The sequence below is a fragment of the Amycolatopsis sp. FU40 genome (genome assembly GCF_021903635.1).
GTDB classification, from domain to species: domain Bacteria; phylum Actinomycetota; class Actinomycetes; order Mycobacteriales; family Pseudonocardiaceae; genus Amycolatopsis; species Amycolatopsis dendrobii.
This window is the reverse complement of the sequence record NZ_CP091381.1, coordinates 6,044,745-6,066,570: the sequence shown is the minus strand read 5'-3', so window position 1 is coordinate 6,066,570 and position 21,826 is coordinate 6,044,745. Positions and strand designations below refer to the sequence as shown.

General features: G+C 69.1%; 19 protein-coding genes. 12 read left to right on the top strand and 7 right to left on the bottom strand.

From position 1 onward, the window contains the following. Positions 1-44: 44 nt before the first annotated feature. Together L3Q65_RS28390 and L3Q65_RS28385 are read left to right on the top strand one after the other, a co-directional pair. Positions 45-239 carry a hypothetical protein gene (locus L3Q65_RS28390; protein ID WP_037715467.1) on the top strand — a complete coding sequence of 65 codons (195 nt, stop codon included), beginning with the start codon at positions 45-47 and terminating at the stop codon, positions 237-239. Between the two features lie 1,453 nt (positions 240-1,692). Continuing rightward, complete coding sequence (locus L3Q65_RS28385; protein ID WP_237597140.1) at positions 1,693-2,148, top strand: hypothetical protein; 456 nt, start codon at positions 1,693-1,695, stop codon at positions 2,146-2,148. A gap of 10 nt (positions 2,149-2,158) precedes the next feature. Here L3Q65_RS28385 and L3Q65_RS28380 read toward each other — a convergent pair whose 3' ends face one another. Beyond that, positions 2,159-3,211 carry a reverse transcriptase family protein gene (locus L3Q65_RS28380; protein WP_237597139.1) on the bottom strand — a complete coding sequence of 351 codons (1,053 nt, stop codon included), beginning with the start codon at positions 3,209-3,211 and terminating at the stop codon, positions 2,159-2,161. A 229-nt stretch (positions 3,212-3,440) separates the two neighbouring features. On the opposite strand from L3Q65_RS28380, the gene L3Q65_RS28375 reads away from it, so the two are divergent. Both L3Q65_RS28375 and L3Q65_RS28370 read left to right on the top strand, forming a co-directional pair. Further along, on the top strand, positions 3,441-3,905 hold the full coding sequence (locus L3Q65_RS28375) for a MarR family winged helix-turn-helix transcriptional regulator (protein WP_182890116.1): 465 nt from the start codon (positions 3,441-3,443) through the stop codon (positions 3,903-3,905). A 50-nt stretch (positions 3,906-3,955) separates the two neighbouring features. Continuing rightward, positions 3,956-5,500 (top strand): chloride channel protein, encoded by a 1,545-nt coding sequence (locus tag L3Q65_RS28370; protein ID WP_237597138.1) that lies wholly within the window; start codon positions 3,956-3,958, stop codon positions 5,498-5,500. Here the strand turns inward: L3Q65_RS28370 and L3Q65_RS28365 are convergent. After that, a complete protein-coding gene (locus L3Q65_RS28365; RefSeq protein WP_237597137.1) occupies positions 5,490-6,818 on the bottom strand; it encodes a class I adenylate-forming enzyme family protein in 1,329 nt (442 codons plus the stop codon). The genes L3Q65_RS28370 and L3Q65_RS28365 overlap by 11 nt on opposite strands. A 58-nt stretch (positions 6,819-6,876) precedes the next feature. On the opposite strand from L3Q65_RS28365, the gene L3Q65_RS28360 reads away from it, so the two are divergent. The 5 genes from L3Q65_RS28360 to L3Q65_RS28340 all read left to right on the top strand — a co-directional run bounded on the left by L3Q65_RS28360 (position 6,877) and on the right by L3Q65_RS28340 (position 11,538). Next, positions 6,877-7,785, top strand: coding sequence for an ABC transporter permease (locus tag L3Q65_RS28360; RefSeq protein WP_237597136.1), 909 nt, complete (start codon positions 6,877-6,879; stop codon positions 7,783-7,785). Between the two features lie 379 nt (positions 7,786-8,164). Further along, entirely contained in the window at positions 8,165-9,244 is a 1,080-nt protein-coding gene (locus tag L3Q65_RS28355) for a glycoside hydrolase family 3 N-terminal domain-containing protein (protein ID WP_237597135.1), read from the top strand. A 413-nt stretch (positions 9,245-9,657) separates the two neighbouring features. Beyond that, positions 9,658-9,960, top strand: a complete 303-nt coding sequence (locus L3Q65_RS28350; RefSeq protein ID WP_237597134.1) for a hypothetical protein — start codon at positions 9,658-9,660, stop codon at positions 9,958-9,960. Positions 9,961-10,113: 153 nt separating this feature from the next. Further along, positions 10,114-10,623 carry an isochorismatase family protein gene (locus L3Q65_RS28345; RefSeq protein WP_237597133.1) on the top strand — a complete coding sequence of 170 codons (510 nt, stop codon included), beginning with the start codon at positions 10,114-10,116 and terminating at the stop codon, positions 10,621-10,623. Between the two features lie 129 nt (positions 10,624-10,752). Beyond that, positions 10,753-11,538, top strand: coding sequence for a hypothetical protein (locus tag L3Q65_RS28340; protein ID WP_237597132.1), 786 nt, complete (start codon positions 10,753-10,755; stop codon positions 11,536-11,538). Here the strand turns inward: L3Q65_RS28340 and L3Q65_RS28335 are convergent. From L3Q65_RS28335 to L3Q65_RS28320, 4 genes are all read right to left on the bottom strand, one after another. Beyond that, positions 11,492-12,349: a LysR family transcriptional regulator gene (locus L3Q65_RS28335; protein WP_237597131.1), complete on the bottom strand. Its 858-nt coding sequence runs from the start codon at positions 12,347-12,349 to the stop codon at positions 11,492-11,494. The genes L3Q65_RS28340 and L3Q65_RS28335 overlap by 47 nt on opposite strands. Before the next feature lie 459 nt (positions 12,350-12,808). Then, positions 12,809-13,561 carry an SDR family NAD(P)-dependent oxidoreductase gene (locus tag L3Q65_RS28330; RefSeq protein ID WP_182890123.1) on the bottom strand — a complete coding sequence of 251 codons (753 nt, stop codon included), beginning with the start codon at positions 13,559-13,561 and terminating at the stop codon, positions 12,809-12,811. Positions 13,562-13,621: 60 nt separating this feature from the next. Continuing rightward, positions 13,622-13,906, bottom strand: a complete 285-nt coding sequence (locus L3Q65_RS28325; protein WP_182890124.1) for a hypothetical protein — start codon at positions 13,904-13,906, stop codon at positions 13,622-13,624. Between the two features lie 201 nt (positions 13,907-14,107). Continuing rightward, positions 14,108-15,349: a CdaR family transcriptional regulator gene (locus L3Q65_RS28320; RefSeq protein WP_182890125.1), complete on the bottom strand. Its 1,242-nt coding sequence runs from the start codon at positions 15,347-15,349 to the stop codon at positions 14,108-14,110. A gap of 188 nt (positions 15,350-15,537) precedes the next feature. Between L3Q65_RS28320 and L3Q65_RS28315 the strand changes: the two genes are divergently transcribed. The 3 genes from L3Q65_RS28315 to L3Q65_RS28305 all read left to right on the top strand — a co-directional run bounded on the left by L3Q65_RS28315 (position 15,538) and on the right by L3Q65_RS28305 (position 20,253). Beyond that, complete coding sequence (locus L3Q65_RS28315; protein ID WP_237597130.1) at positions 15,538-16,977, top strand: class I adenylate-forming enzyme family protein; 1,440 nt, start codon at positions 15,538-15,540, stop codon at positions 16,975-16,977. Positions 16,978-17,056: 79 nt separating this feature from the next. After that, the gene (locus tag L3Q65_RS28310) at positions 17,057-18,841 is read left to right on the top strand and encodes a DUF3556 domain-containing protein (protein WP_237597129.1); all 1,785 of its coding nucleotides are present in this window, start codon (positions 17,057-17,059) and stop codon (positions 18,839-18,841) included. Next, the gene (locus L3Q65_RS28305; RefSeq protein WP_237597128.1) at positions 18,838-20,253 is read left to right on the top strand and encodes an NAD(P)/FAD-dependent oxidoreductase; all 1,416 of its coding nucleotides are present in this window, start codon (positions 18,838-18,840) and stop codon (positions 20,251-20,253) included. Before L3Q65_RS28310 ends, L3Q65_RS28305 begins: the two co-directional genes overlap by 4 nt. A gap of 4 nt (positions 20,254-20,257) precedes the next feature. Here L3Q65_RS28305 and L3Q65_RS28300 read toward each other — a convergent pair whose 3' ends face one another. After that, complete coding sequence (locus L3Q65_RS28300) at positions 20,258-21,808, bottom strand: FAD-binding oxidoreductase (RefSeq protein ID WP_237597127.1); 1,551 nt, start codon at positions 21,806-21,808, stop codon at positions 20,258-20,260. Positions 21,809-21,826: the final 18 nt, after the last annotated feature.

Here is a 21,826-nt window from a genome sequence, read left to right as displayed (position 1 = left end):
GAGCGCGGAAAACCCGCGCCCACGCCAATCGGGGAGGAGCCACCATGCGAGACCTGACCACCGGATTGCACCCGGCGCCAGACCTCGTGGACGACACGGACGCGGCCCGGCAGGAGGAGCGCCGCCGCAAGGCAGCGCTGGCCGTCGCGTCGCGGGCCAAGGACGCGCAGGAATGCGCCCTGCTGCTGGACATGCTGGGGCTGCACGCCCCGGGCGGCAGCCGGACCGAGGTCGCCTGAGGCACTTCGGTGCCTGGCCTGCGGGGGAGAACACGCCGCGGCCGGTGTGCGGACCAGTCGCGGGGTTTGCCAGCTGATGTGCCAGCCTGGTCCTGGGGAGGACCGGGCTGGTCGCGGCTGAGCGGTTGTGGACGACTTGGGCTGCGGTGCGGGGTTTCGACACTGGCGGATGGGGTAACCCGCCAGGACTTCGGTTGGCGACAGACGGCGGGCTGACCGGTTAGGTGAGCATGCCCGGGACCTCGGCGGGGTTGCGCCTTGCCTGAGCGAATCCAGGCTGGTCTCGCGGACTTCTTCACGACGGTCTAGTTCGGCGTACGCGAAAGTCTTGGCTGTGAACTGCGGCCGGGACTCCGGAATGTATTGCCTCGGCAGCCCCTCAACCGCGCTGCCAGCGCAGCGATCGGCGGCACCCGCCCGCCGCCTGCTCCTCGTGCGGGAAATCGCCCATCGGGCGCTTCTGCACGCTGCGCGTGCGAGAGGGCGCTCCAGCGAGGGATTGCCACTCTCGCGCGCTCCCTGTGCGAGCGGTCGCCGCTCTCGGGCGTTCCGTGCGAGCGGGTTGCCCCTCCCAAGCGTTCCGTGTGGGCGGTCGCCCCTTCCAGACGCTCCGGGCGAGCGGGGTCGCACTCGGGTGCTCCGGTTGTGAGCGGTTGCCCTTATCGGACGTTCGGCGGGTGAGGGGCCGTCTCTCTCGGGCTTCCGTGCGTGAGAGCTCGTCTCTGTCGAATGATCCACATGCGAGTGGTTGCGTCTGCCGGGTGTTCTGCGTGCGGGCGGTTGCGTCAGTCAGACGTTCGGCGTGCGAGCGATTGCCCCTGTCGGGCGCTCCGTGCGCGAGATTGGCTGCTCTCCGTTTTGCCCGCTCGGAACCGAGCCACCCGGCAACCGCCTGCCGGGCTCCCTCCCTGCGCGGGCTTTCTCTCAGCGCTCCGTCGCTCGCCGCAGAGCAGTCAACCGCCTCAATCCATCGCTCCCGACTGGGCCGAACGGGTGAAATCGCGCCCGGAAAGCGCACTCGAAAACCACACCGCCCAAGGCAACCGGGCCACGAACCGCCCGGAGGTCCGCTCCGCTTGCATGGAACAAGCCCTTGGCGTGAAAGCGTTTCGCAACCACCGACCCGCTCGCTGCCGGGTGTCCACTGAGGCCAGTCGCCTCCAGAATGCGGATTCCGCAGCAAGTCACCCCGTCTGCACCGGCAAGCCAACTCAACGCGCGAGTTCGATGCGAAAACCGACCCGCGTCGCGAACTTCCGCCCATCGAGCTGAGACGCCCGATTCCTGAGGCACAACAAGGATTCCCGGACTTGCGCGGTCGGGTACTGTCGATGCCCCTGGGTGATATTTTGCTCCGAACGGCTGAGTGTCGCCGACGTATCTGTCACCCTGGCGGAGCATCCTGTACCGGGAAGCGGCCTGGGTCGGGACCGGGCGCAGGGGAGGAAACGCTGTGCAGTACCTGCGGGAAGACGAATATCTCATTCGGCAGCAGCGAGCGCTGGCGGAAATGGTGCGCCGGGGACGGCGGAAGCGCAGTTTTCAACTGGCGGAACATCTGGCGGCGGAGGGCGGGGTGCACCGGTCGGACGTCCTTGCCGTGACGGCGCTTTTCCTTGCCTGCCAGGCGGTTCGGCGGGGAGACACGGCGGCCGTGCAAAGATTTTCGAACGCGTTTCGCAGTTGTGAGCGAAGCAGCATGGATCTCGCGCGTCAGCTCATGCGGCTGGAAGCGGGACGGGAACAGGGATGGCTTCCGCGGGCGCATTACGACGAGCTTTTTTCCTACGCTTGGCGAGAAAACCGGCCCGACATTCTGGTCAAAGCCTCGTTGATTCAGCCGCGGGATGTTCCGGCGGCTGGATGGTGGGCCGAGATGGAGCGGAATCTCAGTCTGTTATCGGTCTGAACGGCCGCGTTCACGACCAGTCGATCCGGTCGAACAGGCCGCGCAATTTCGTGCCGCGGGCCGCGTTGGTGGCGCTGATCCACGCGATCCGGCCCATCAGGTGCGCCCGGAAGTCCGGGTGCCCGGCGCGGTTCTGCTGCGCTGGGCCGGTGCGGGCGCAGTTGTGCAGCACGGCCCGCAGTTCGTCGTACTCGGCGCGGGCGACGGCAGGCGCGGCGTTCACCACCAGCCCGGCGACGCGCTGCTGCCGGTAAGCCGGTTTCACTGACGTCTTGTCGTCGCGCAGGCGGAAGCCCTCGTCGGTCACGATCCGCCGGACGCCTGGCAGCAGCCGGTGCAGCGGCAGGCTCGCGTCGCCGGAGAAGGCCAGATCGTCGGCGTAGCGGGTGTAATTCGCGCCCAGCACGGCGGCGAGGCCGGAGAGCCTGCGGTCCAGGTGATGGGTGACGGCGTTGGCTACCGAGGGCGACGACGGCGCGCCTTGCGGGAGGTGCGTGCCAGCGAGATGGCTCAGCATGGCCGACCGGGCGGGGGCGCTGCGCAGGACGTCGACCGGCGTGCGCGTGGTGAGGATTCCGGCGATGGCGGCCGCGACCGCTTTCGGGTAACCGGCCAGGTCGAGCAGCGAGCGCACCCGCGACGCGGAGACAGTCGGGAAGAAGCCGGCCAGATCCAGCCGGACCACCACGTCTTGTCCGGCGTGCGGGCGGGCGCAGGTGTGAATTGAGCGGCCGCGCCGGAAACCGTGCGCGGCCTCGTGGACCGGCAGCGCGTCGAGTACCTGCCTGCGGATCCGTCGCTGCACCTCGGCCAGTCGCGGTTTCGGCCGCTCGATCAGCCGCGCGCCGCCAGTGGCCGTGGGGATCCAGCGGTAGCTGTAATGCCGCAGCACCGGCCCGGATCGCCGGTGCCAGCCGCGTTCGTCGGCGAACCAGGACAGCTCGCCCGGCGTGAGGTCGAGGGCGGCGGCGCATTCGTCGAACGTGGTCCAGCGGGCGACCTGCCATCGCCACACCGGCATCGGTTCGAGCAGCGACGCGGAGGCGACTCGTTCTCCGTTCATCCGCGCTGTCTCGCACGCGGAGCGTGCCGCCGCTGCGCGGGGCGCTGTGGGTACGTGTCGTGCTGCTCCCCGGGGTTGCCCCGGAGTGGGTGGTCCTCCACCGGCTCACCTCCGCGTCGCCGAAACCCACCCTAGCCAAGATCACCGACAAAACCGGCGCCCGGGAAGGAACCCCTGGTGACCGAGCACACTCTTGACCTGAAGCCTTGTCTATAGCAACTTTTGCACTATGCAAGGTTTGCCGGACGACGTGGCCGAACTCGAGCGGCTGACTCGCGTGCTCGTGGCCGTGGCCTGGGACAGCGCGCACGCCGCCCCGCGCGGCGTCACCTTCCCGCAGGTGCGATTGCTGGTGGTGCTCGACAGCCTGGGACGCGTTCCGTGTTCGCGGCTCGCCGAGGCGATGGGCGTGAACGCGTCCTCGGTCACGCGGCTGGCCGACAAGCTCGAGGCGCACGGGTACGTCGTGCGCGGCGAAGACGAGCACCGCCGCACGGTGGTGACCATCGAGGTCACCGCGGCCGGGCGCGAGGTCGTGGCGGGGGTCGTCGGCCGACGTCAGCGCGCGCTGTCCGAGCTGCTGGCGGAAGTGCCTGCCGCGCGGAACGAGGCGGTTTCGACGGCGGTCCGCGACCTGGTCCTCGCGGCGGAATCGGCACCGGGCGTGCCCACGGCAGGGCCGGGCCGGCTGTGAAGGTTCCGGCGCGGGCCGCGCACCTCGGCGACTTCGCAGTCAATCCGCGGATGCTGCTGATCACCGCGATCGCGCTGCCAGTGGGCGGAGCGGCGGCGGTGGCGGCGTTCGCGCTGCTCAAGCTCATCGGGTTGATCACCAACCTGGTCTTCTACCAACGCGTCGCCACGGATCTCGTCGCGCCGGGCGCACAGCATCATCCGTGGTGGCTCGTGCTGCTCGCGCCGGTCGTCGGCGGGCTCGTGATCGGCCTGATGGCGCGCTACGGCTCGGAGAAGATCCGCGGTCACGGCATGCCGGAGGCGATCGAGGCGATCCTCACCGGCGGCAGCCGGGTGGCCCCGCGCGTCGCGGTGCTGAAACCGGTGTCGGCGGCGGTCAGCATCGGCACCGGCGGCCCGTTCGGCGCCGAGGGGCCGATCATCATGACCGGCGGTGCGGTCGGTTCGATCCTCGCGCAGTTGCTGAAGCTGTCCGCGGACGAACGCAAGACGCTGCTGGTCGCCGGTGCCGCGGGCGGGATGGCGGCGACGTTCAACGCGCCGCTCGCGTCCGTCCTGCTGGCCGTCGAGTTGCTGCTCTTCGAATGGCGGCCGCGCAGTCTTGTTCCGGTGGCTGCCGCGGTGGCGGTCGCGACCGTGTGCCGCGGGTTCCTGCTCGGCACCGGACCGGTCTTCGGCGTCCCGTTCACCGGGGCCAGCCCCGGCCCGGCCGCGGACGGTCTCGCGCTCGTCCCCGGCCTGACCGGCGGGTTGCTGGCGATCGGCGCGACCGCACTCGTCTACTTCGCCGAGGATCTTTTCGGGCGGCTGTCCGTGCACTGGATGTGGTGGCCCGCGATCGGCGGTCTCGTGATCGGCATCGGCGGCCTGATCGAACCGCACGCGCTCGGCGTCGGCTACGACGTGATCGACACGCTGCTCACCGGACACGCGACCGCGTCGCTGATCGTCGGGATCCTGGTCGTGAAGACGCTGATCTGGGCGCTTTCGCTGGGATCCGGGACTTCCGGAGGAGTGCTGGCTCCGGTGTTCATGATCGGTGCCGCGCTGGGCGCCGCGGAAGGCGGGTTGCTGCCGCAGGTCGCACCCGGGTTCTGGGCGACGTGCGGGCTGGCCGCTGTGGTCGGCGGCGTGATGCGGTCACCGTTCACCGGCATTGTGTTCACTTTGGAGCTGACCCACGCGTGGAGCTATCTGCTGCCGCTCGTCGTCGCGTCGTTCTCGGCGTACGCGCTTTCGGTGCTGCTGCTCAAACGTTCGGTGCTCACGGAGAAGATCGCGCGGCGACGTCTGCACCTCACCCGCGAGTACACGACTGATCCGCTTGAGACGTTCTTCGTGCATGAAGTGATGACGCATGAACCGGACGTGCAGATGTCGGCCGATGTCGTCGTGTACTCGGACGACACTCTGCGCGACGTCGCGAACGAACTGGCACTCGGGCATACGACGCAGGCGCTGGTGGTCGACCGGCACGATCCGTCGCGGGTGCTCGGCAAGGTGACGCTGGCGCAACTGTTGCACGCCCGGCGGCGGGATCTGCACGAGGAACATCACCGGGAACGCTTGCTGGGCCGGTCGGTCAACGCTTGAGGCGTTGTTTGTCCACTTTGCCCACGGGGGTCAGCGGCAACTCGTCGCGAAACTCCACAGTGGACGGTACGAAATGCTCGCCGCCGAGTTCTTCGCGGACCTGGTCGCGAAGTTCGTCAGCGGTGGCCTTCTCAGCGACCACCACGGCGTGCAACAGGGTTCCCTCCGGCCCTGGTGCGGGAACGACCGCGGCGGCTTTTACCTTGGGGTGACTGAGAAGCGCGTGCTCCACGGTGGTCGAGGAGACCTTCGTGCCGTGCTCGCCGGTGACGATGACGTCGTCGATCCGGTCCTCCAGGTAGAGGTAGCCGTCCTCGTCGAAGCGGCCGAGGTCGCCGGTGCGCAGCCAGCCGTCGCCGATCGGCGGTTGCCCGAGGTAGCCGTCCATCATGGACAGTCCGCGGACGAGCACTTCGCCGTCCTCGATCCGGGCTTGCATGCCGGGCACGATGCGGCCGACGGAACCGAGAAGTCCCGGCCGGGCGAGGACTTCGTCCGCGGAAATGCTGGCGATCATCGGCGCTTCGGTGAGCCCGTAGCCCTGCCCGACGACCGGGCCGAACACCTTGAGCGCCTCGGCCAGCCGGCGAGGCGGCAGCGGCGCGGCACCGAGGGAAAGCTGCTGCACGCTGGATACGTCCGTAGTGGACAGCCGTGGATGGTCGAGTACGGCGGCGAGCCGGGGCGGGGTAAGGGAAAACGTGGTGACGCGATGACGCTCCACATCGGAGAGAAGATGCTCGGCATTGAACTCCCGGTGCAGTACCACGGTGTTGCCGCAGCAGAGCGCGCCTAAAACGGCCGCGTTGCCGGTCATATGCGTGAGCGGAGCGGTGACGAGAGCGGTTTTGGTGCCGTCCGGCTGGAAGATGTGGGCCACGCCGTCGTAGATCCCGCTGTGCCGGATCAGTTTCGGAGCCCCGGTGGTACCGCCGCTGGGGAAAATCGCCGTGACGCTGTTCGGCAAAGTGTCCGGAATGGACGGACGCGCCGCGGCGAGCGTGTCGAGTTCGGCGTCGGTGAGCAAGGTCGCCCCGGTCGCCGCGAGCGTCGCCGCCCGCGCCGGACGGCTCGCGGACGCCGCGATCAGCACGACTTCCAGCCCTCGCAGCTGCGCGGCAAGCTGGGTGAGCACCACTTCCGGCCGGTTGGCGGCGTCGATCGCCACCATGCCGCGCACCTCGGCGAGCCCGCCGCACAGTCGCGACAGCAGCTCTGACGCCGCCCGGTACGTCATGGTGGTGTCGTCGTGGTGGAACAGCACGGTGTCGCCACCGTCGCGGAGTGCGGAAAGGACGCGGGACAGGAAAAAGCTCACCCGGCACACCGTAGTCGTGTGTTGGCCGAGAACGGTGATCGCGGCTAGGTTCGTTGCCATGACCGCTCCGCCCGCGATCGACGCGGACCCGAGAAGCTGGCGTCGAGCCTTCGCTGATCTGCAGGCCGGGTTGCGTGCCCGGGAACTGTGGGCGTTGCTCGCGTGGCAGGACATCAAGCAGCGCTACCGGCGTTCGTCGCTGGGGCCGTTGTGGATCACCGTCGGGATGGCAGTCACCGCGCTCGCGCTGGGCGTCGTGAACTCCGCGTTGTTCGGCACTTCCATCTCGACCCTGCTGCCGAGCATCACCACCGGGCTCATCCTGTGGAACTTCATGAACGGCTGCATCGTTGAGGGCTCGGAAACGTTCATCGCGAACGAAGGGATGATCAAGCAGCTCCCCGCCCCGGTGTCGGTGTACGCGCTGCGCACGGTGTGGCGACAGGCGTTGTACCTGGCGCACAACCTCGTCGTGTACGTACTGGTGCTGGCGATCTTCTTCGGCAAGCTCTCGCACCCGTACCGCTTGGTGGACAAGGAATACGCGTTGCTGCACCCCGGACTCGGCTGGGGAATGCTGCTCGCCGTGCCCGCGCTGGCCCTGGTCCTGCTGAACGGTGCGTGGGTGGTGCTGCTGTTCGGCGTGGTGTCCACGCGGTTCCGCGACATCCCGCCGGTGATCCAGAGCTTCATCACGATGCTCTTCTACGCGACGCCGATCATGTGGTCGATGGACCAGGTGCGGGCGATGAACCAAGCCTCGCACGAAGGATTCGGCTCCATCGCGGTGAATCTGCTGCAGCTCAATCCGGTTTATCACTTCGTCGAGATCGTGCGCGCACCGCTGGTCGGGCAGCAGCAAAGCTGGACGCACTGGCTGGTCGCGGGCGTGGTGACCGTGGCCGGCTGGTCGCTGGCGATGCTGGTGCTGCGCAATTACCGGGCGCGGGTCGCTTACTGGGTTTGATTGTCCACTGAGGACTCGACTTCGCCGTGGTGGCCAGGCGCCGGGCTGACCTTCGCGAGCGCAGGCGGCAGTGAGCCCCGCACCGTCGCCGAACGCCGTTCGGGACACCTCGCCGCGCACCCGAACCTGCCGAACATCGCTTTGCCTACCATTTCCTCGCCCTCGCCCTCGCCCTCGCCCTCGCCCTCGCCCTCGCCCTCGCCCTCGCCCTCGCCCTCGCCCTCGCCCTCGCCCCGTTCCCGCCGCGGTCTCGTCAGCGTCGGCCCGTTGCTGCCCGTGTTCTCGGTATGGCCGCGGGAGCTGGTTCTAGCCCCCGGCAGCTGAGCACACCCGCCCGCCGGGGGTTAGCGTTGTCCCACGGCTCGCGAACGGAGGTCGCATGAAGCGTCGGAAGGCATTGCTGGCCATGGCCGTGACGGTGCTCGCGATGAGCACGGTCGCCGCCACCCCCGCTGGTCTCACGCCGCGGCAACTGGCCGGACAGCGGGTGATCTACTCCTATCCTGGCCAGACGCCGCCCGCCTCGTTGCTGCAACGAATCCGCGCCGGCGAGGCGGCAGGCGTGATCTTCTTCGGCGAGAACATCTCAAGCTCCCAGCAGATTACCGACGTGGTACGACAATTGCGGGACGCGAACGCGCAGAGCCCGGTCCACCGCCCGTTACTGCTGATGACCGACCAGGAAGGCGGGAAGGTCCGCCGGTTGCCCGGCGAGCCCGTTTTGTCGGAGAAGCAGGTGGCCCAGTCCGCGGATCCTGCTGCCGCGGCGAAAGCCGCGGGCACCGGTGCCGGCCAGAACCTCGGCGGGACAGGCATGAACGTCAATCTCGCGCCGGTTCTGGATGTCTACCGCCAACCGGGCAATTTCATCGACAAATACGGCCGCTCTTACAGCCAGGACCCCCAGGTAGCTGGTGCACTGGGCCGGGATTTCGTCACCGCCCAGCAGGCAACAGGCGTCGCCGCGACAGCCAAGCACTTCCCCGGCCTGGGTGCCGTTCCCGCCGGAAGCAACACCGACGTCGGCCCGGTGACGCTGAACGTGCCCTTGCCCGAACTGCGCGCCAAGGACGAAGCTCCCTACCGCCCAGTCGTCGACGCCGGCGTGAAGCTAGTGATGCTCTCGTGGGCTGTCTATCCCGCGCTCGACCCCTCCCGTCCCGCCGGACTTTCCCCGGCGGCCGTGCGGGAACTCCGAACCAGCACGAACTTCGCCGGGGTGACCGTGACGGACGCTTTGGAGGCGGGTGCCCTGAAGTCCTATGGCGGACCGGGAAGCCGCGCGGTGCTGGCCGCGAAGGCGGGAATGGATCTGATCCTGGCATCGGCTCGAGACGTGAGCCAGGGGGACGATGCTGCTTCGGCGTTGGCCGGCGGGTTGTCGGACGGATCCCTGCCGAGCGCGGATTTCACTGCTGCGGTGGATCGGGTTTCGGCACTGCGGGACGGGGTGAAGTGAGCCTTTGCCGATGGGGCGTTCGGCTTTTGGCGCTGTGGGGAGGCTGAAGTGAGCCTCTCAGCCGGTGAGGTTGCCGCTGGGTGAGTGCGGCTTCGCCGTGGTTGGCCTGAGGCTATTTGCGCCACGCGCCTAGCCATTCCCGCCGACATCCTTTGTTGCGTGGCGGCTCGCCCTTGGCTCCAGCCTCGACGTGCGTTGCCGCGCGACGAGTTCTGGCACCGTCCGCATGCCTCGCTGTGAAGCCCCGTCGTTATGCAACCCGGCTAGCGTCGGTGCCGCAGAACCCCGCTCGGCCCTCCGCGATCATCCAGCAAACAACCCCCGTTCCGGTGACACCCGGCGGTGTGGACATCGCGCTGTCCTCGGGCTGAACGGGCACCCTTGCGTGCGACCCACCCACGACGGGAGGACGAATGCAAGCTTGGTGGCTCCTGGTGGCCGTCGCCGCGGTGTTCGTGGTGCTGGCCGTAGTGTTCCTGCGCCGCGCCGCCCGGCGTCGCTCTGCCGTTCCGCCGCCGAAAGCTGCTCCGACCTCCCCTCCGGACGACTCGACGCGCCGCTGGGTTTCCCCCTCGGACGACGTGCCCCGCCGCGCCCGCCACCGATTGGACGAGGCGCATCCCCTTGCGCGCTACCCAGTCGCCCGGCAGCGCCCGATGCGGCATCCACGGCCGTCGCCCCAGCAGGAGTCCGCTCGGGAACGGCGAGACTCGTAGGTCCGAGCGCCAGAGCCAGCACGACGAGTCGCCTCAGCAGCGCCGCCTGGTGCCTACTCCGTCAGACCACTTCGAAGACCTCGTTCAGCGTTCATCCCTGTGGGCGAACGCCGAGGCTCCGTTTTTGTCGGTGCCCGCTGAGATGCTTCCGGCATGGTTCCCGTGCTGCTCCTCATCGACGTCCAGAACAACATGCTTCTCCCGCCCACCCCGGTCCCCGATGCCGACCGAGTCGCCGCCGCGATCTCCCGTGTCCTGGAACGGGCGCGGGCCGCGGGCGCCCAGGTGGTGCACGTCCGTAACAACGGCACCGGCGATGACCCCGACGTGCCAGGAACCTCCGGCTGGGAACTGGTGCACGACGTCCGTCCAGGCGAGCACGTAGTCGACAAACAAGCACCCGATTCTTTCGCCGACACCCAGCTGGGCTCCCTGTTGCCAGAGTCGGCCCCGCTGATCGTGGCCGGAATGCAGAGCGACTTCTGCGTCCGAGCCACCGCCTTGGCAGCCCTCGACCGCGGTCATGAGGTCACGCTGGTCCAAGACGCCCATGCCACGTACGACGACGAACTCTCCGCCGCTGAGGAGAGCGCCCGCGTAGACGAGGAACTGTCGACGGCTGGTGTGAAACTGGTCGGAAGCGAGGAGGTGGTCTTTGCCTGACGCCGGTGCCGTCGAGCCGACGGCGACTGTCACGTCGATACGCCACCGCACGGGCGATCGATTTCATCGCTGAATCGCAGCGAAAACAGGTGTTGGACTGGGAGGTCGACGCGAGCCAATACTCAGCCCATGATGTCTGCGCCCGGCGATCCCGCCGAGAACTCCGGCCGAAGCGAGGACCGGCACCTCGACGGTGACGTGTCGGCGGACCGGCCCGCCGACACCGAAACTGGCCTAGGCAGTGCGGGAGGGCTGGACACTCGCGAGATCATCTCGGACGGTGCTGCCCTCGGCTCGACGGTCGATCGTGGGAGCGCAGCCGAGAACGCCGCCCTCGACGCGGCGGGCGATCGTGCGGCGGTCAGCGCCGATGAGGTGGTGCGCGACGGGTCGGCAGTCGACGTCGATCCGTCGGCCAACGTCGACCTGTCGGTGGGCATTGAGCCGGCGACGAGCGCCCGCCGGGCGGCGAGCGTCAACCCGGTGGTCGGGGTTGAGTCGGCGGTGGGTGTCGAGTCGGCGGCTGGCGCCGAGGGTGCGACCGATGTCGGCTGGGCGGCGAGCGCCAACCCGGAAGTCGACGTCGAGTCTGTGGCCGCCGTCAACCGAGGGGTCGGGGCTGCGGCGGATGTCGAGTCGGCGGCTAGCGTCGAGGGTGCGACCGATGTCGGCTGGGCGGTCAACGTCAACCCGGCAGCCGACGTCGAGCCGGTCGACGAAGCGACTCGGGATGTTGTCCGGTTGTTGCGGCGGTTTGGCGGCAGGGCGTTCGCGTTGGCGTTCGTTGCCGGGATTACCGGGCTGACGACCGTCGCGTTGGTGTTGGGGCTGGCCGGGTTCGCGTTGGTGCTCGCACCGGTGCGCGGGGTCAGGCGAGGAGGTGGGCCAGCAGCGCCCGTGCCGCCGGGTTGGTGAGGTTTGCCGAGCGGCCGGTCAGGTAGATCGTGCGGGCCAGAGTCGGCTGGATGAGGTGCGCGAACGGCAGTCCGGATCGGGCGGCGACCTGTTCCGGGACCACGGTGACGCCCAGTCCTGCCGCGACGAGGTCGACCAGCAGCGGGACGTTGGTCGCCTCGCAGACCTGGTCACGGCGGACTCCGGCCTCCGTGAAGGCGCGGTCGACCATGGCTTGCAGGCCGCTGCCGGTGAAATCTACGAAAGGTTCGCCGTCCAGTTCCGCGAGCCGGACTCGGCGGCGGGTCGACAGGCGATGTCCGGGGTGGGTGAGCAGGACCAAGTTTTGCTGCCAGCTGGCGAATTCGGCCAGCTCCTCCGGCAGCGGACCGCCCACATAGGACAGATCCAGTTCGCCGTCGGACACCGCGGCGGTCAGTCCGGGGATGGTGCCTTCCCGGACGCGCAGCCGGATTCCCGGGTAGCGGGCGCGGAACTCGCCCAGCTTCGCGGGCAGGTCGATGACGGTCAGGGTCTGGATGGTCCCGATCGACACCCGGCCGCGCGCGAGGCCGGTCACCGCGGCTACCTCGCCTCGGGCGGAGTCGACGTCCGCGGCGATCTGGCGGGCCAGCGGGAGCAGGGCCTCGCCCGCGGGGGTGAGGGTGACGCGGCGGGTGGTGCGGTCGAACAGGTCCGCGCCGAGGTCGGTTTCCAGTTTCCGGATGGACGCGCTGAGAGCGGATTGCACGACGTGCACGTCCTGGGCGGCGCGGGTGAAGTTGCCGTGCCGGACCACGGCCAGGAAGTGTTCGACCTGCCTCAGTTCCACCGGCTTCGCCTCCGTCTCGCCACCCGGGAGTGGTCCGGTGAACGTACCGCGCGGGCCGGTCGGTGACGGCTGATCGAGGCAGAGGCGGGGATCACGGCCCAGCGGAGTTCGACGGCGGGCGGGGCCGGGTGAGGACGGCGCGGCTGACGGAGTTGGCGCGACGCGGAGGGCAGGCAGCGGTCACCGAGCCGGGGTCGGTGGTGGCCCAGGGCGAGTCGAGGCGTGGCTGAGTCCGGAAGGGATGGGGGAGGGCCCACGGCGAACCGAAGGCGGATCAGGGAGTCCGGACAGAGTGGCTGCGGGAGTCGGCGCGAGATGGAGGGCTGGCCGGAGGCGGTGGGGAGGGGAAGCCCAGTGGGAGTCAGCGCAAAGAAGGGGCCGACTTCGACACGATGACATCCCCCGTGCGCGGGGGCTCCCGCCGAGTTCCGCGGGAGCCCCAGCGCACCCAAGAAGCGTCTACTGGGCCGTATAACCCCCGTCGGCCAGGATCTCCACCCCGGTCACATACGAGGATTCCGCGGAAGCCAGGAAGAGGATCACATCCGCGACCTCCTGCACCTCCCCAGTCCGCCCCATCGGCACGCCCTCGACCTGCTTCGCGCGCCACACCGGATCCGTGGAGCCTCGGGACGTCCGCATCGGGGGCAGCAAGCCGGGTGCTACCGCGTTGACTCGGATGCCGTCGCCCGCGTAGTGGACGGACGCGGTGGTCGTCATCGCCTTGATCGCGCCCTTCGAGGCGGCGTAGCCCAGGTGTACGCCGATCTGCCCGATGGACGCCGAGATCGAGGTCAGGTTCACGATCGAACCTCCGCCCCGGCCGGACATCGCCGCTGCGCCGTGTTTGATGCCCAGGAACACTCCGCGGGCGTTGACTTGCAGCAGGCGGTCATAGAACGCCGTGCTGGTCAGGTCGGGGTCGAAGGTGCCGCTGATGCCGGCGTTGTTGACCAGTACGTCGAGCCGTCCGTGGCGGTCCAGGAGGTCGGCGATGGCCGCGGTCCAGGAAGTTTCGTCGGTGACGTCCAGACGGCGGTATTCGGCCTGGCCGCCGTTGGCGCGGATTTCCTCGGCCACGGCGGTGCCGTCAGCGTCTTCGACGTCGGTGACGACGACCGTCGCGCCTTCGCGGGCGAAGGTCAGGGCGGTTGCCTTGCCCATGCCGCTCGAAGCGCCGGTGATCAAGGCGATCTTGTCGGCCAATCGCATGTGGGGTGCCTTTCGCTGGTGGGGACCCCAGTCTGACGTTCGGCCGCGCGAAGGACCGAATCAGGCCAGTTCGGCGGAGACGACCGACGAGAGGGCACGCAGGCCGTCCAGCAAGTCCTCGAGTGCGTCGGGGCTGACCAGGACGGTGCTGACCATGCTGCTTTCCCGGACGCCCTCGCGGACGTCGACGGACAGCTCGTGGATCAGCTTCCCGTGCTGGCTCAGCGTCGCGACCAAGGCGGGGATCTGGTCGATGCCGCCGACGAAGTACGTCGCGATCCGGCGGCGGACCAGCATGGCGGGCGCGGAGGTGTACGGGGCGGAGGAAAAGGTGCTCAAGGACATGGCGTACTCCGGGAAGAAGAGCTGGCGGGAAAGAGAAGGGCCAGGTCCCGAAGCAAAAACCGCATACCGGCATCGCGCGCCGGCAGCCTGGTTCAGCCGGCGCGCCGGGTTACGAGTCGCTCGGACGTCATGAGGCGCAGCACGGCGACAGGTTAACACGGCGTCGCGCGAAGGCAAAAGAATCCACAATGGACCGTCGGCTCAGCCGGGCTCGTTCCACGGCAGGCGCTTGCGCAGCAAAGTGGCCGCACGCAGGGCGACTTCCACTTCCAGCCGGTGTTCGGCGAGCGGCCGTCCGCACAGTTCCTCGGCCTTGCGGACGCGATAGTGAACGGTGTTCTTGTGCAGGTGCAGCCGGGCGGCGGCGTGCGTGTAGCTGCCGTCGGTGTCGAGGAAGACTCGCAGCGTCTCGCGCAGTTGCTCGGTGCCGGGGTCGTCGGCGACGAGGTCGCCGAGGACTCGCGCGATCCAGCGGTACACGTCGTCGGACTGTTCGGTGAGCAGGGCGGCGATCGCGACGTCGTCGAACAGGACGACGTTCTGGCTCTGGTCCTCGTTGGTTTCCGCGACTGCTCGCGCCCGGACTGCCTCGCGCAGGGAGCCGCGGAATCCGGCCAGTCCGTAGCCCGGTGCGCCCAGGGCCAGTCGCAGGCCGCCGCCGATGTCGGCCACGCCGGAGCGGAGGCGTTCTACCTCGATGTCGTCACGTTCCGTGCTGACCGTCCAGCTCCACAGCGTGCGGTCGTCGGCCAGCATGGTGAGGGCTGGGCCTCGTCCGCACACCTCCTGCAGCAACCGGGCGGCGGCCTGCAGTTCGCCCGCGCCTTCGGCGGGCAGCCACGCGACGGCCGCGCAGTGCCACTGGCGCATCGGGAAGGCGAGCAGTTGCTGGGCGGCGTCCTCGGTCAGCGTGTCCGAATCGAGCACCAGCCGGATCTGCGCCGCCCGGGCGGCCCCGGTGCGGCTGCTCCAGCGCCGGCGTTCGGTTTCGAAGATGTCGATCAGGCCCTCGATGACCTGGTCGATGTAGCGATTGGTGCGCCGCGCCAGTTCGGCGAGCACGCCGAGCGCGAGCTGGGTGTCGATGTTCGGCTGTCGTTCGAGCGCCTCGATCGCCCATTGCTCGAACCGGTGCTCGCCGAGCCGGTATGCGCGCAGCAGGGCTTCCAGCGACAACTCGTGCTGAGCGAACCGGCGCGCGTACTCGGCCGCGGCGGGCGGGACGGTGATCCGGTCGAGCGGGATGGAATGCGACAGCATGTCGAGGATCGCGACCAGATTCGCCGACGTGCTGGCGATCATGAGCTTGCGGACCGTCTCGTCGTGCCGGAATTCCGGGATCATCTCGACGAACCAGTCGGTGAGCTCGGTGGTGCGGGCGGCGAGGTCGGCGTCGATGGCGTGCGCGATCTCGGCCACGACGGCGTCGACGGCGTCGGACATGGCGGTCAGGGTAGCCACCGGACCGCCTCGGCGACAGGCGAGCGGTGCCGTTCACCCCCTCGGTGCAGGCGGTTGTGACCCCGGCACAACGACCGGCGGAGCCTTCGGTTCTGCGGCCTATGGCCTGGGTCACTTCCCGTCCTTACCGTCATTTCCCACCTGAGCCGCCCTGGGAAAGGACTTCGACGATGCATCTCGCGGCGCTGCCTGAAGAACGGGCCCGGCGAAACCCGAACCGGCCGTGCCTCGCCGACGAACACGGCGAACTCGGCAACGCCGGATTCGCGGTGCGAGTGCGCAGCGCGGCCGCCGCGTTGCGGGCCCGAGGGGTCAGTGCGGGCGACGTCGTCGCGGTCCTGCTGCCGAATCGCGTCGAATTCGCGGTGGTGTTGTTCGCTGCCTGGCGGCTCGGCGCCACGGTGACGCCGGTGAATCCGGAGCTGACCGACGGCGAAGCCTCGTTCCAGATCGCCGACGCGCAGGCGAAAGTCGTGGTGGGACAAGGTGATTCGAACCTGGTGACGATGCGGCTCGAGGAATTGGCGACCGCCGCGCCCGACGACGGTCCGGTCGCCGACGACGACCACGCGGTCGCGTTGCTCATCTACACCAGCGGCACCACCGGCCAGCCGAAGGGCGTGGTGCTCGACCACGGCAACGTGCGGGCGATGACCGAGATGATCGTCGACGCGCTCGAACTCGGCCCGGCAGACCACAGTTTGCTGATTCTGCCGCTGTTCCACGTCAACGGCATCGTGGTCAGCGTGCTCGCTCCGCTGCTCGCCGGCGGTCGCTCGACCATCACCGCGAGATTCCGCGCCGACGACTTCTTCGACACAGTCGAACGCGTCCGTCCGACGTATTTCTCGGCCGTGCCAGCGATTTACGCTCGGCTAGCGGGCCTTCCGGACACCGTGCGGCCGGACACTTCGTCGCTGCGGCTGGTGGTTTGCGGGGCCGCGCCGATGCCAGCCGAGCTGATCCGGCGCGTCGAGGAACGGTTCGGTGTGGTGGTCGTCGAAGGCTACGGACTGTCCGAAGGTACCTGTGCGTCGACGCTGAATCCGCTGGCCGGGCCGCGTAAACCGGGCACCGTCGGGCGTCCGCTGCCCGGGCAGGAAGTCGCGCTGATGGATCCGCAGGGCAGGCTGGCCGACGGTCCCGGCGAGGTCGTGGTCCGCGGCCCGAACGTGATGCGCGGCTACCTCAACCGGCCCGAGGCGACCGCCGCGGCGATCGTCGACGGCTGGCTGCACACCGGCGATGTCGGGCGGTTCGACGAGGACGGCTACCTCGTCCTGGTCGACCGCATCAAGGACATGATCATCCGGGGCGGGGAGAACCTCTACCCCAAGGAGATCGAGAACGCACTGCACGCACACCCGGCGGTGCTGGAAGCCGCGGTGGTCGGCGCGCCGCATCCGGTGCTCGGCGAATTGCCCGTGGCGACTGTGACGCTGTACCCGGCCGCGGTCGTGAGCGAGGCCGAACTGCTTGACCATTGCCGGGCCCGGCTGACGCGGGTGAAGGTGCCGGTACGGATCGACATCGTGCCCGCGCTGCCGCGCAACCCGGTCGGCAAGATCGACAAGCCCGCGCTGCGCCGCGAACTCGCCGCGGCGGGCTGATTCCTCCCTGCTGAAAGAAGACCATCCGTGCCCGCATTGCCGGGTCCGGTCGATGCTGCCCGGAGAAAGGCGGAGAACAATGGGGTTCAAGACAGGGGACTTTCCCCCGGTCGATCCGGAAACCTTCCTGCGGAAGCCACTGTTCGAACGAACCAAGGCGCTCGCGCTGCACTGGGTCCAGTTCGGATTCGGCTCGCCCAAGATGATCCCGGCCACGTACGTGGTGAAACTGGTTTTCCTCTACGTGCTGGCCGGGGTGGCGCTGGCGACCGCGACGTCCGGCGTCGGCCCGTTCTGGGACGTCGCCGCGTGGTGGCGCGAACCAGTCGTTTACCAAAAGCTCGTGCTGTGGACGGTCTTCCTGGAAGCGGTCGGCGTCGCCGGTTCCTGGGGTCCGATCGCGGGCAAGTTCAAGCCGATGACCGGCGGGATCCTGTTCTGGGCGCGGCCCGGCACGATCCGGCTGCGGCCGTGGAAGCGGGTGCCGTTCACCGCGGGCGATCGGCGGAACGGCTTCGATGTGCTGCTGTACCTGGCTTTCCTCGCCACGCTGCTGACCGCGATCGTGCTGCCTGGTGTCCCGGACGCCGCGCTGTCGGCTGCGTTGCCGGGCAACACCTCGGGTCTCGTGCGTCCGGCGTTGCTGATCGCGCCGATCGTGCTGTACGTGCTGAATGGCTTGCGGGACAAGACAATTTTTCTCGCCGCTCGCGGTGAACAGTATCTGCCCGCGTTGGTGTTCTTCGCCTTCCTTCCGTTCGTGAACATGATCATCGCCGCGAAACTGCTGATCTGCATTGTCTGGATCGGCGCGGGCGTCTCGAAGTTCGGCAAGCACTTCACGAATGTGGTGCCGCCGATGGTGTCCAACAGCCCGTGTGTTCCGTTCAAGTGGCTGAAGCGCGCGCATTACCGGAATTTCCCGGACGACATCCGTCCGTCGAAGCTCGCGACGTTCATGGCGCACGTCGGCGGGACGACGGTGGAAATCATCACCCCGCTGGTGCTGCTGTTCTCCACCAATCACTGGGTCACGCTCGCCGGGGTCGCGCTGATGGTGGTGTTCCACCTGTTCATCACGTCCACGTTCCCGCTGGCGGTGCCGCTGGAGTGGAACATTTTGTTCGGCTACCTCGCGATCTTCCTGTTCCTCGGCTTCCCGGCGAGCGCGGGGTACGGCGTCGGCGACCTGACGCCGGGCTGGCTCGCCGTCGTGATCGCGGCCGCGCTGCTGTTCTTCCCGATCCTGGGCAATCTGCGGCCGGATCTGGTCTCGTTCCTGCCGTCGATGCGGCAGTACGCGGGCAACTGGGCGTCAGCGCTGTGGGCGTTCGCGCCGGGTGCGGAGGCGAAGCTGAACACGCTGCCGCACCGGCCGACGAAGAACCAGGTCGACCAGTTGCAGGCGATGGGCTATCCGGCGGAAATCGCGGAGATCACCATGCAGCAGACCATCGCGTGGCGGTCGATGCACAGCCAGGGCCGCGGGCTGTTCTCGGTGCTCGCGAAGAACCTGCCGGACCTCGAAACGCGGACGGTGCGCGAGGCGGAATTCGGCTGCAACTCGATCCTCGGGTTCAACTTCGGCGACGGGCACCTGCACAACCTCGACTTCGTCAACGCGGTGCAGAAACGGGTCGGGTTCGCGCCTGGCGAGTGGATCGTGGTCTGGGTCGAATCGCAGGCCATCCACTCGAAGGTGCAGCATTACCAGGTGATTGACGCGGCGCTGGGCGTGATCGAGCGCGGCCACTGGACGGTGGCCGACGCGATTGGCGAACAGCCGTGGCTGCCGAACGGCCCGATTCCGCTCACCGTCACCTGGACCGCGAGCCCGGCGACGACGAGCAGCGTGCTGGCATGACTGCCGCGGTGGTGGTCGGCAGCGGGCCCAACGGGCTCGCCGCGGCGGCCGTGCTGGCTCGCGCCGGGGTCGACGTGACGGTGCTGGAGGCCGCCGACGAGATCGGCGGCGGCACCCGCACCTACGAGGCGATCGTCCCCGGCCTGCGGCACGACCACTGCTCCGCGACGCATCCGATGGCGGTCGGCTCCCCGGTGCTGACCGACCTTGGACTCGACCGGTACGGCCTGCGCTGGCGGCTGCCGGAGATCGACTGCGTGCATCCGCTCGACGACGGTACCGCCGGGGTCCTGCGCCGCTCGGTCTCCGGCACCGCCGCCGGACTCGGTCCGGACGAATGTCGCTGGTCAGCGCTGTTTTCTTCGCCCGCGCAGAACTACGACGCACTGAGCGAGGACATTCTCGGGCCGCTGCTGCGAGTGCCGAAACATCCGTTGCTGCTGGGCCGGTTCGGGCTGCCGACGGTCGTGCCGGCGACCGTGCTGGCCCGCTGCTTCCGCACCGAACAGGCCCGCGCGCTATGGCTCGGGGTGGCGGCGCACGCGTTCCGTCCGCTGGATCGGCCGCTGTCGTCGGCGATCGGGCTCGGCATCCTCACCGCTGGTCATCGGCACGGCTGGGCGGTCGCCGAGGGCGGGTCGCGGGCGATCGGCGACGCCTTGGCCGCGCTGATCGCCGACTTCGGCGGGAAGATCGAGACCGGGGTGCGGGTGGAGTCGGTTTCGCAGCTGCCGCGGGCGGACGTGGTGGTGTGGGACGTCGGACCGAGCGCTCTCGCGCAGGTGCTCGGTGACCGGTTGCCGCCGCGGATCCGGCGAGAGTACGAGAGATTCCGTTACGGTCCCGGCGCGTTCAAAGTGGACTTCGCGGTGCAGGACGGGATTCCGTGGCGGTCGCCGGAAGCGCGTGCGGCCGGGACGGTCCACTTGGGAGGCTCGGCGGCGGAGGTCGCCGCCGGCGAACGTGAAGTACACAATGGACAGATGCCGGAGCGGCCGTTTGTGCTGCTGGGACAGCAGTATCTGGCTGACCCGTCGCGTTCGGTCGGTGATGTGCATCCGGTGTGGGCGTACGCGCATGTGCCGCACGGATACACCGGTGACGCCACCGAGGCGATCACCGCGCAGATCGAGCGGTTCGCGCCGGGCTTCCGGGAGCGGGTCATTGGTTCGGTGACCACGTCTTCGGCGGAATTCGCTGCGGGAAACCCGAATTTCGTCGGCGGAAACATCCTCACCGGCGCGAAAGACCTGCGGCAGCTGGTCTTCGGCCCGCGGACGACGTTGCAGCCGTATGACGCGGGTGTTCCCGGGCATTTCGTGTGTTCCGCGGCCACGCCGCCGGGACCGGGCGCGCACGGGATGTGCGGCAGTCACGCGGCGACGCGGGCGTTGCGGTACCTGCGGCGGTGACGGGTCAGCGGAGAAGGACGCCCGGGTTCAGGATTCCGGCTGGGTCAAGGGCGGCTTTCGCCGCGGACAGGGCGGCGGCGAACGGGTCCGGGCGCTGCCGGTCATACCACGGACGGTGGTCGCGGCCGACCGAGTGATGGTGGGTGATCGTGCCGCCGTGGGTCAGGATCGCTTCGGACACCGCGGTTTTCAGCTCGTCCCACTGCGCGACGGTGCTGCCCCAGCGGCCGGTCGCGTAGATGCCGTAGTACGGCGCGGGGCCGTCCGGGTACACGTGGGTGAACCGGCAGGTCACCACGCCCGCGCCGCAGATCTCGGCGATCGCCGCGTTCGCGGCTGTCGTGACCGCCTCGTGCAGGGACTCGAACGCGTCCCAGGTGCAGGCGGTCTCGAAGGTCTCCACCACCATCGATCGGCGGGCGAGGGCGTCGCGCTGGTACGGCATCCGCAGGAACGCCGATCGCCACGTCGAACCGGACTCGCCGCGGCGGGCGGTGACGGTGCCGCCGTGGTCCGCAGTCAGTTCGAGCGCGCGGTCCAGCCAGACGTCCACCGGATGGTCGGCGGACTCGAACGCGAGCAGCAGCAAACCGTCTGCCTGGACGCCGGTGTTGAGGAACGCTTCGGCGGCGTCGAGGAGCCGGCAGTTCGCCGGGTACAGGCCGGACTGGGCGATCGCCCGGGTCGCTCGGACCGCGTCGGAGTACCGGGCGAAGCTGACTGACGCTTTCGCTTGCCACTGTGGGCGTTCTTGCAGGCGCATCCAGGCTTCGGTGATCACGCCGAGCGTGCCTTCCGAGCCGAGGAACATCCGATCCGGCGACGGTCCGGCCCCCGAACCGGGCAGCCGCCGCGACTCGCTGACACCGGCGGGGGTCACGACGCGCAGGGATTCGGCGAGGTCGTCGATGTGCGTGGCCAGCGTGGCGAAGTGGCCGCCGGCGCGGGTCGCCAGCCAGCCGCCGAGCGTGGAGTGCGTGAACGACTGGGGGTAGTGCCGCAGGGTCAGCCCGTGCGGGCGGAGCTGGTCCTCCAGCGCCGGTCCGTACGCCCCGGCCTGGATGCGCGCGGCGCGGCTCGTCCGGTCGATCTCCACGACCTGGTCGAGGCGGCCGAGATCCAGTGACACCGCGGGTGCCGGGAACCGCGGTTCGATCCCGCCGACGACGGAACTGCCGCCGCCGTACGGGATTACCGGCGTGCCGTCGGTGGAGCACCAGTCCAGGAGGTCGAGCACGTCCTGCTCGGACTCCGGTCGCGCGACGACGTCCGGCACTGCTTCGACCCGTCCTTCCAGGTTCCGCACGACGTCGCGGAACGCCTTGCCGCGCGCGTGCGACAGCCGGTCGGCCTGGTCGGTCGAGCACAGCCGGGCCAGCGCGGTGGGCGGGCGAAGACGGGACGGCGGCACCGGCAGCTCGTCCGGCGCCGGCGGGGTGTGGTCGGTGAAGTCGTGGGCGGGCAGGAAGGCGGCGGTGCGCGCGACCAGCGCCGCTGTCTCTTCGGCGGTCAGCGCTTCCTCGACGTCGCCCCAACCCCACCAGGACCGTGTCATCCGTCTGCTCCCTTCCGA

Bases quoted from the DNA above. Each gene is read 5' to 3' on its own strand.
- L3Q65_RS28390 (WP_037715467.1), top strand. From the start codon at position 45: ATGCGAGACCTGACCACCGGATTGCACCCGGCGCCAGACCTCGTGGAC.
- L3Q65_RS28380 (WP_237597139.1), bottom strand. From the start codon at position 3,211: ATGAACGGAGAACGAGTCGCCTCCGCGTCGCTGCTCGAACCGATGCCG.
- L3Q65_RS28375 (WP_182890116.1), top strand. From the start codon at position 3,441: ATGCAAGGTTTGCCGGACGACGTGGCCGAACTCGAGCGGCTGACTCGC.
- L3Q65_RS28370 (WP_237597138.1), top strand. From the start codon at position 3,956: ATGCTGCTGATCACCGCGATCGCGCTGCCAGTGGGCGGAGCGGCGGCG.
- L3Q65_RS28360 (WP_237597136.1), top strand. From the start codon at position 6,877: ATGACCGCTCCGCCCGCGATCGACGCGGACCCGAGAAGCTGGCGTCGA.
- L3Q65_RS28355 (WP_237597135.1), top strand. From the start codon at position 8,165: ATGAAGCGTCGGAAGGCATTGCTGGCCATGGCCGTGACGGTGCTCGCG.
- L3Q65_RS28350 (WP_237597134.1), top strand. From the start codon at position 9,658: ATGCAAGCTTGGTGGCTCCTGGTGGCCGTCGCCGCGGTGTTCGTGGTG.
- L3Q65_RS28345 (WP_237597133.1), top strand. From the start codon at position 10,114: ATGGTTCCCGTGCTGCTCCTCATCGACGTCCAGAACAACATGCTTCTC.
- L3Q65_RS28340 (WP_237597132.1), top strand. From the start codon at position 10,753: ATGATGTCTGCGCCCGGCGATCCCGCCGAGAACTCCGGCCGAAGCGAG.
- L3Q65_RS28330 (WP_182890123.1), bottom strand. From the start codon at position 13,561: ATGCGATTGGCCGACAAGATCGCCTTGATCACCGGCGCTTCGAGCGGC.
- L3Q65_RS28325 (WP_182890124.1), bottom strand. From the start codon at position 13,906: ATGTCCTTGAGCACCTTTTCCTCCGCCCCGTACACCTCCGCGCCCGCC.
- L3Q65_RS28320 (WP_182890125.1), bottom strand. From the start codon at position 15,349: ATGTCCGACGCCGTCGACGCCGTCGTGGCCGAGATCGCGCACGCCATC.
- L3Q65_RS28315 (WP_237597130.1), top strand. From the start codon at position 15,538: ATGCATCTCGCGGCGCTGCCTGAAGAACGGGCCCGGCGAAACCCGAAC.
- L3Q65_RS28310 (WP_237597129.1), top strand. From the start codon at position 17,057: ATGGGGTTCAAGACAGGGGACTTTCCCCCGGTCGATCCGGAAACCTTC.
- L3Q65_RS28305 (WP_237597128.1), top strand. From the start codon at position 18,838: ATGACTGCCGCGGTGGTGGTCGGCAGCGGGCCCAACGGGCTCGCCGCG.
- L3Q65_RS28300 (WP_237597127.1), bottom strand. From the start codon at position 21,808: ATGACACGGTCCTGGTGGGGTTGGGGCGACGTCGAGGAAGCGCTGACC.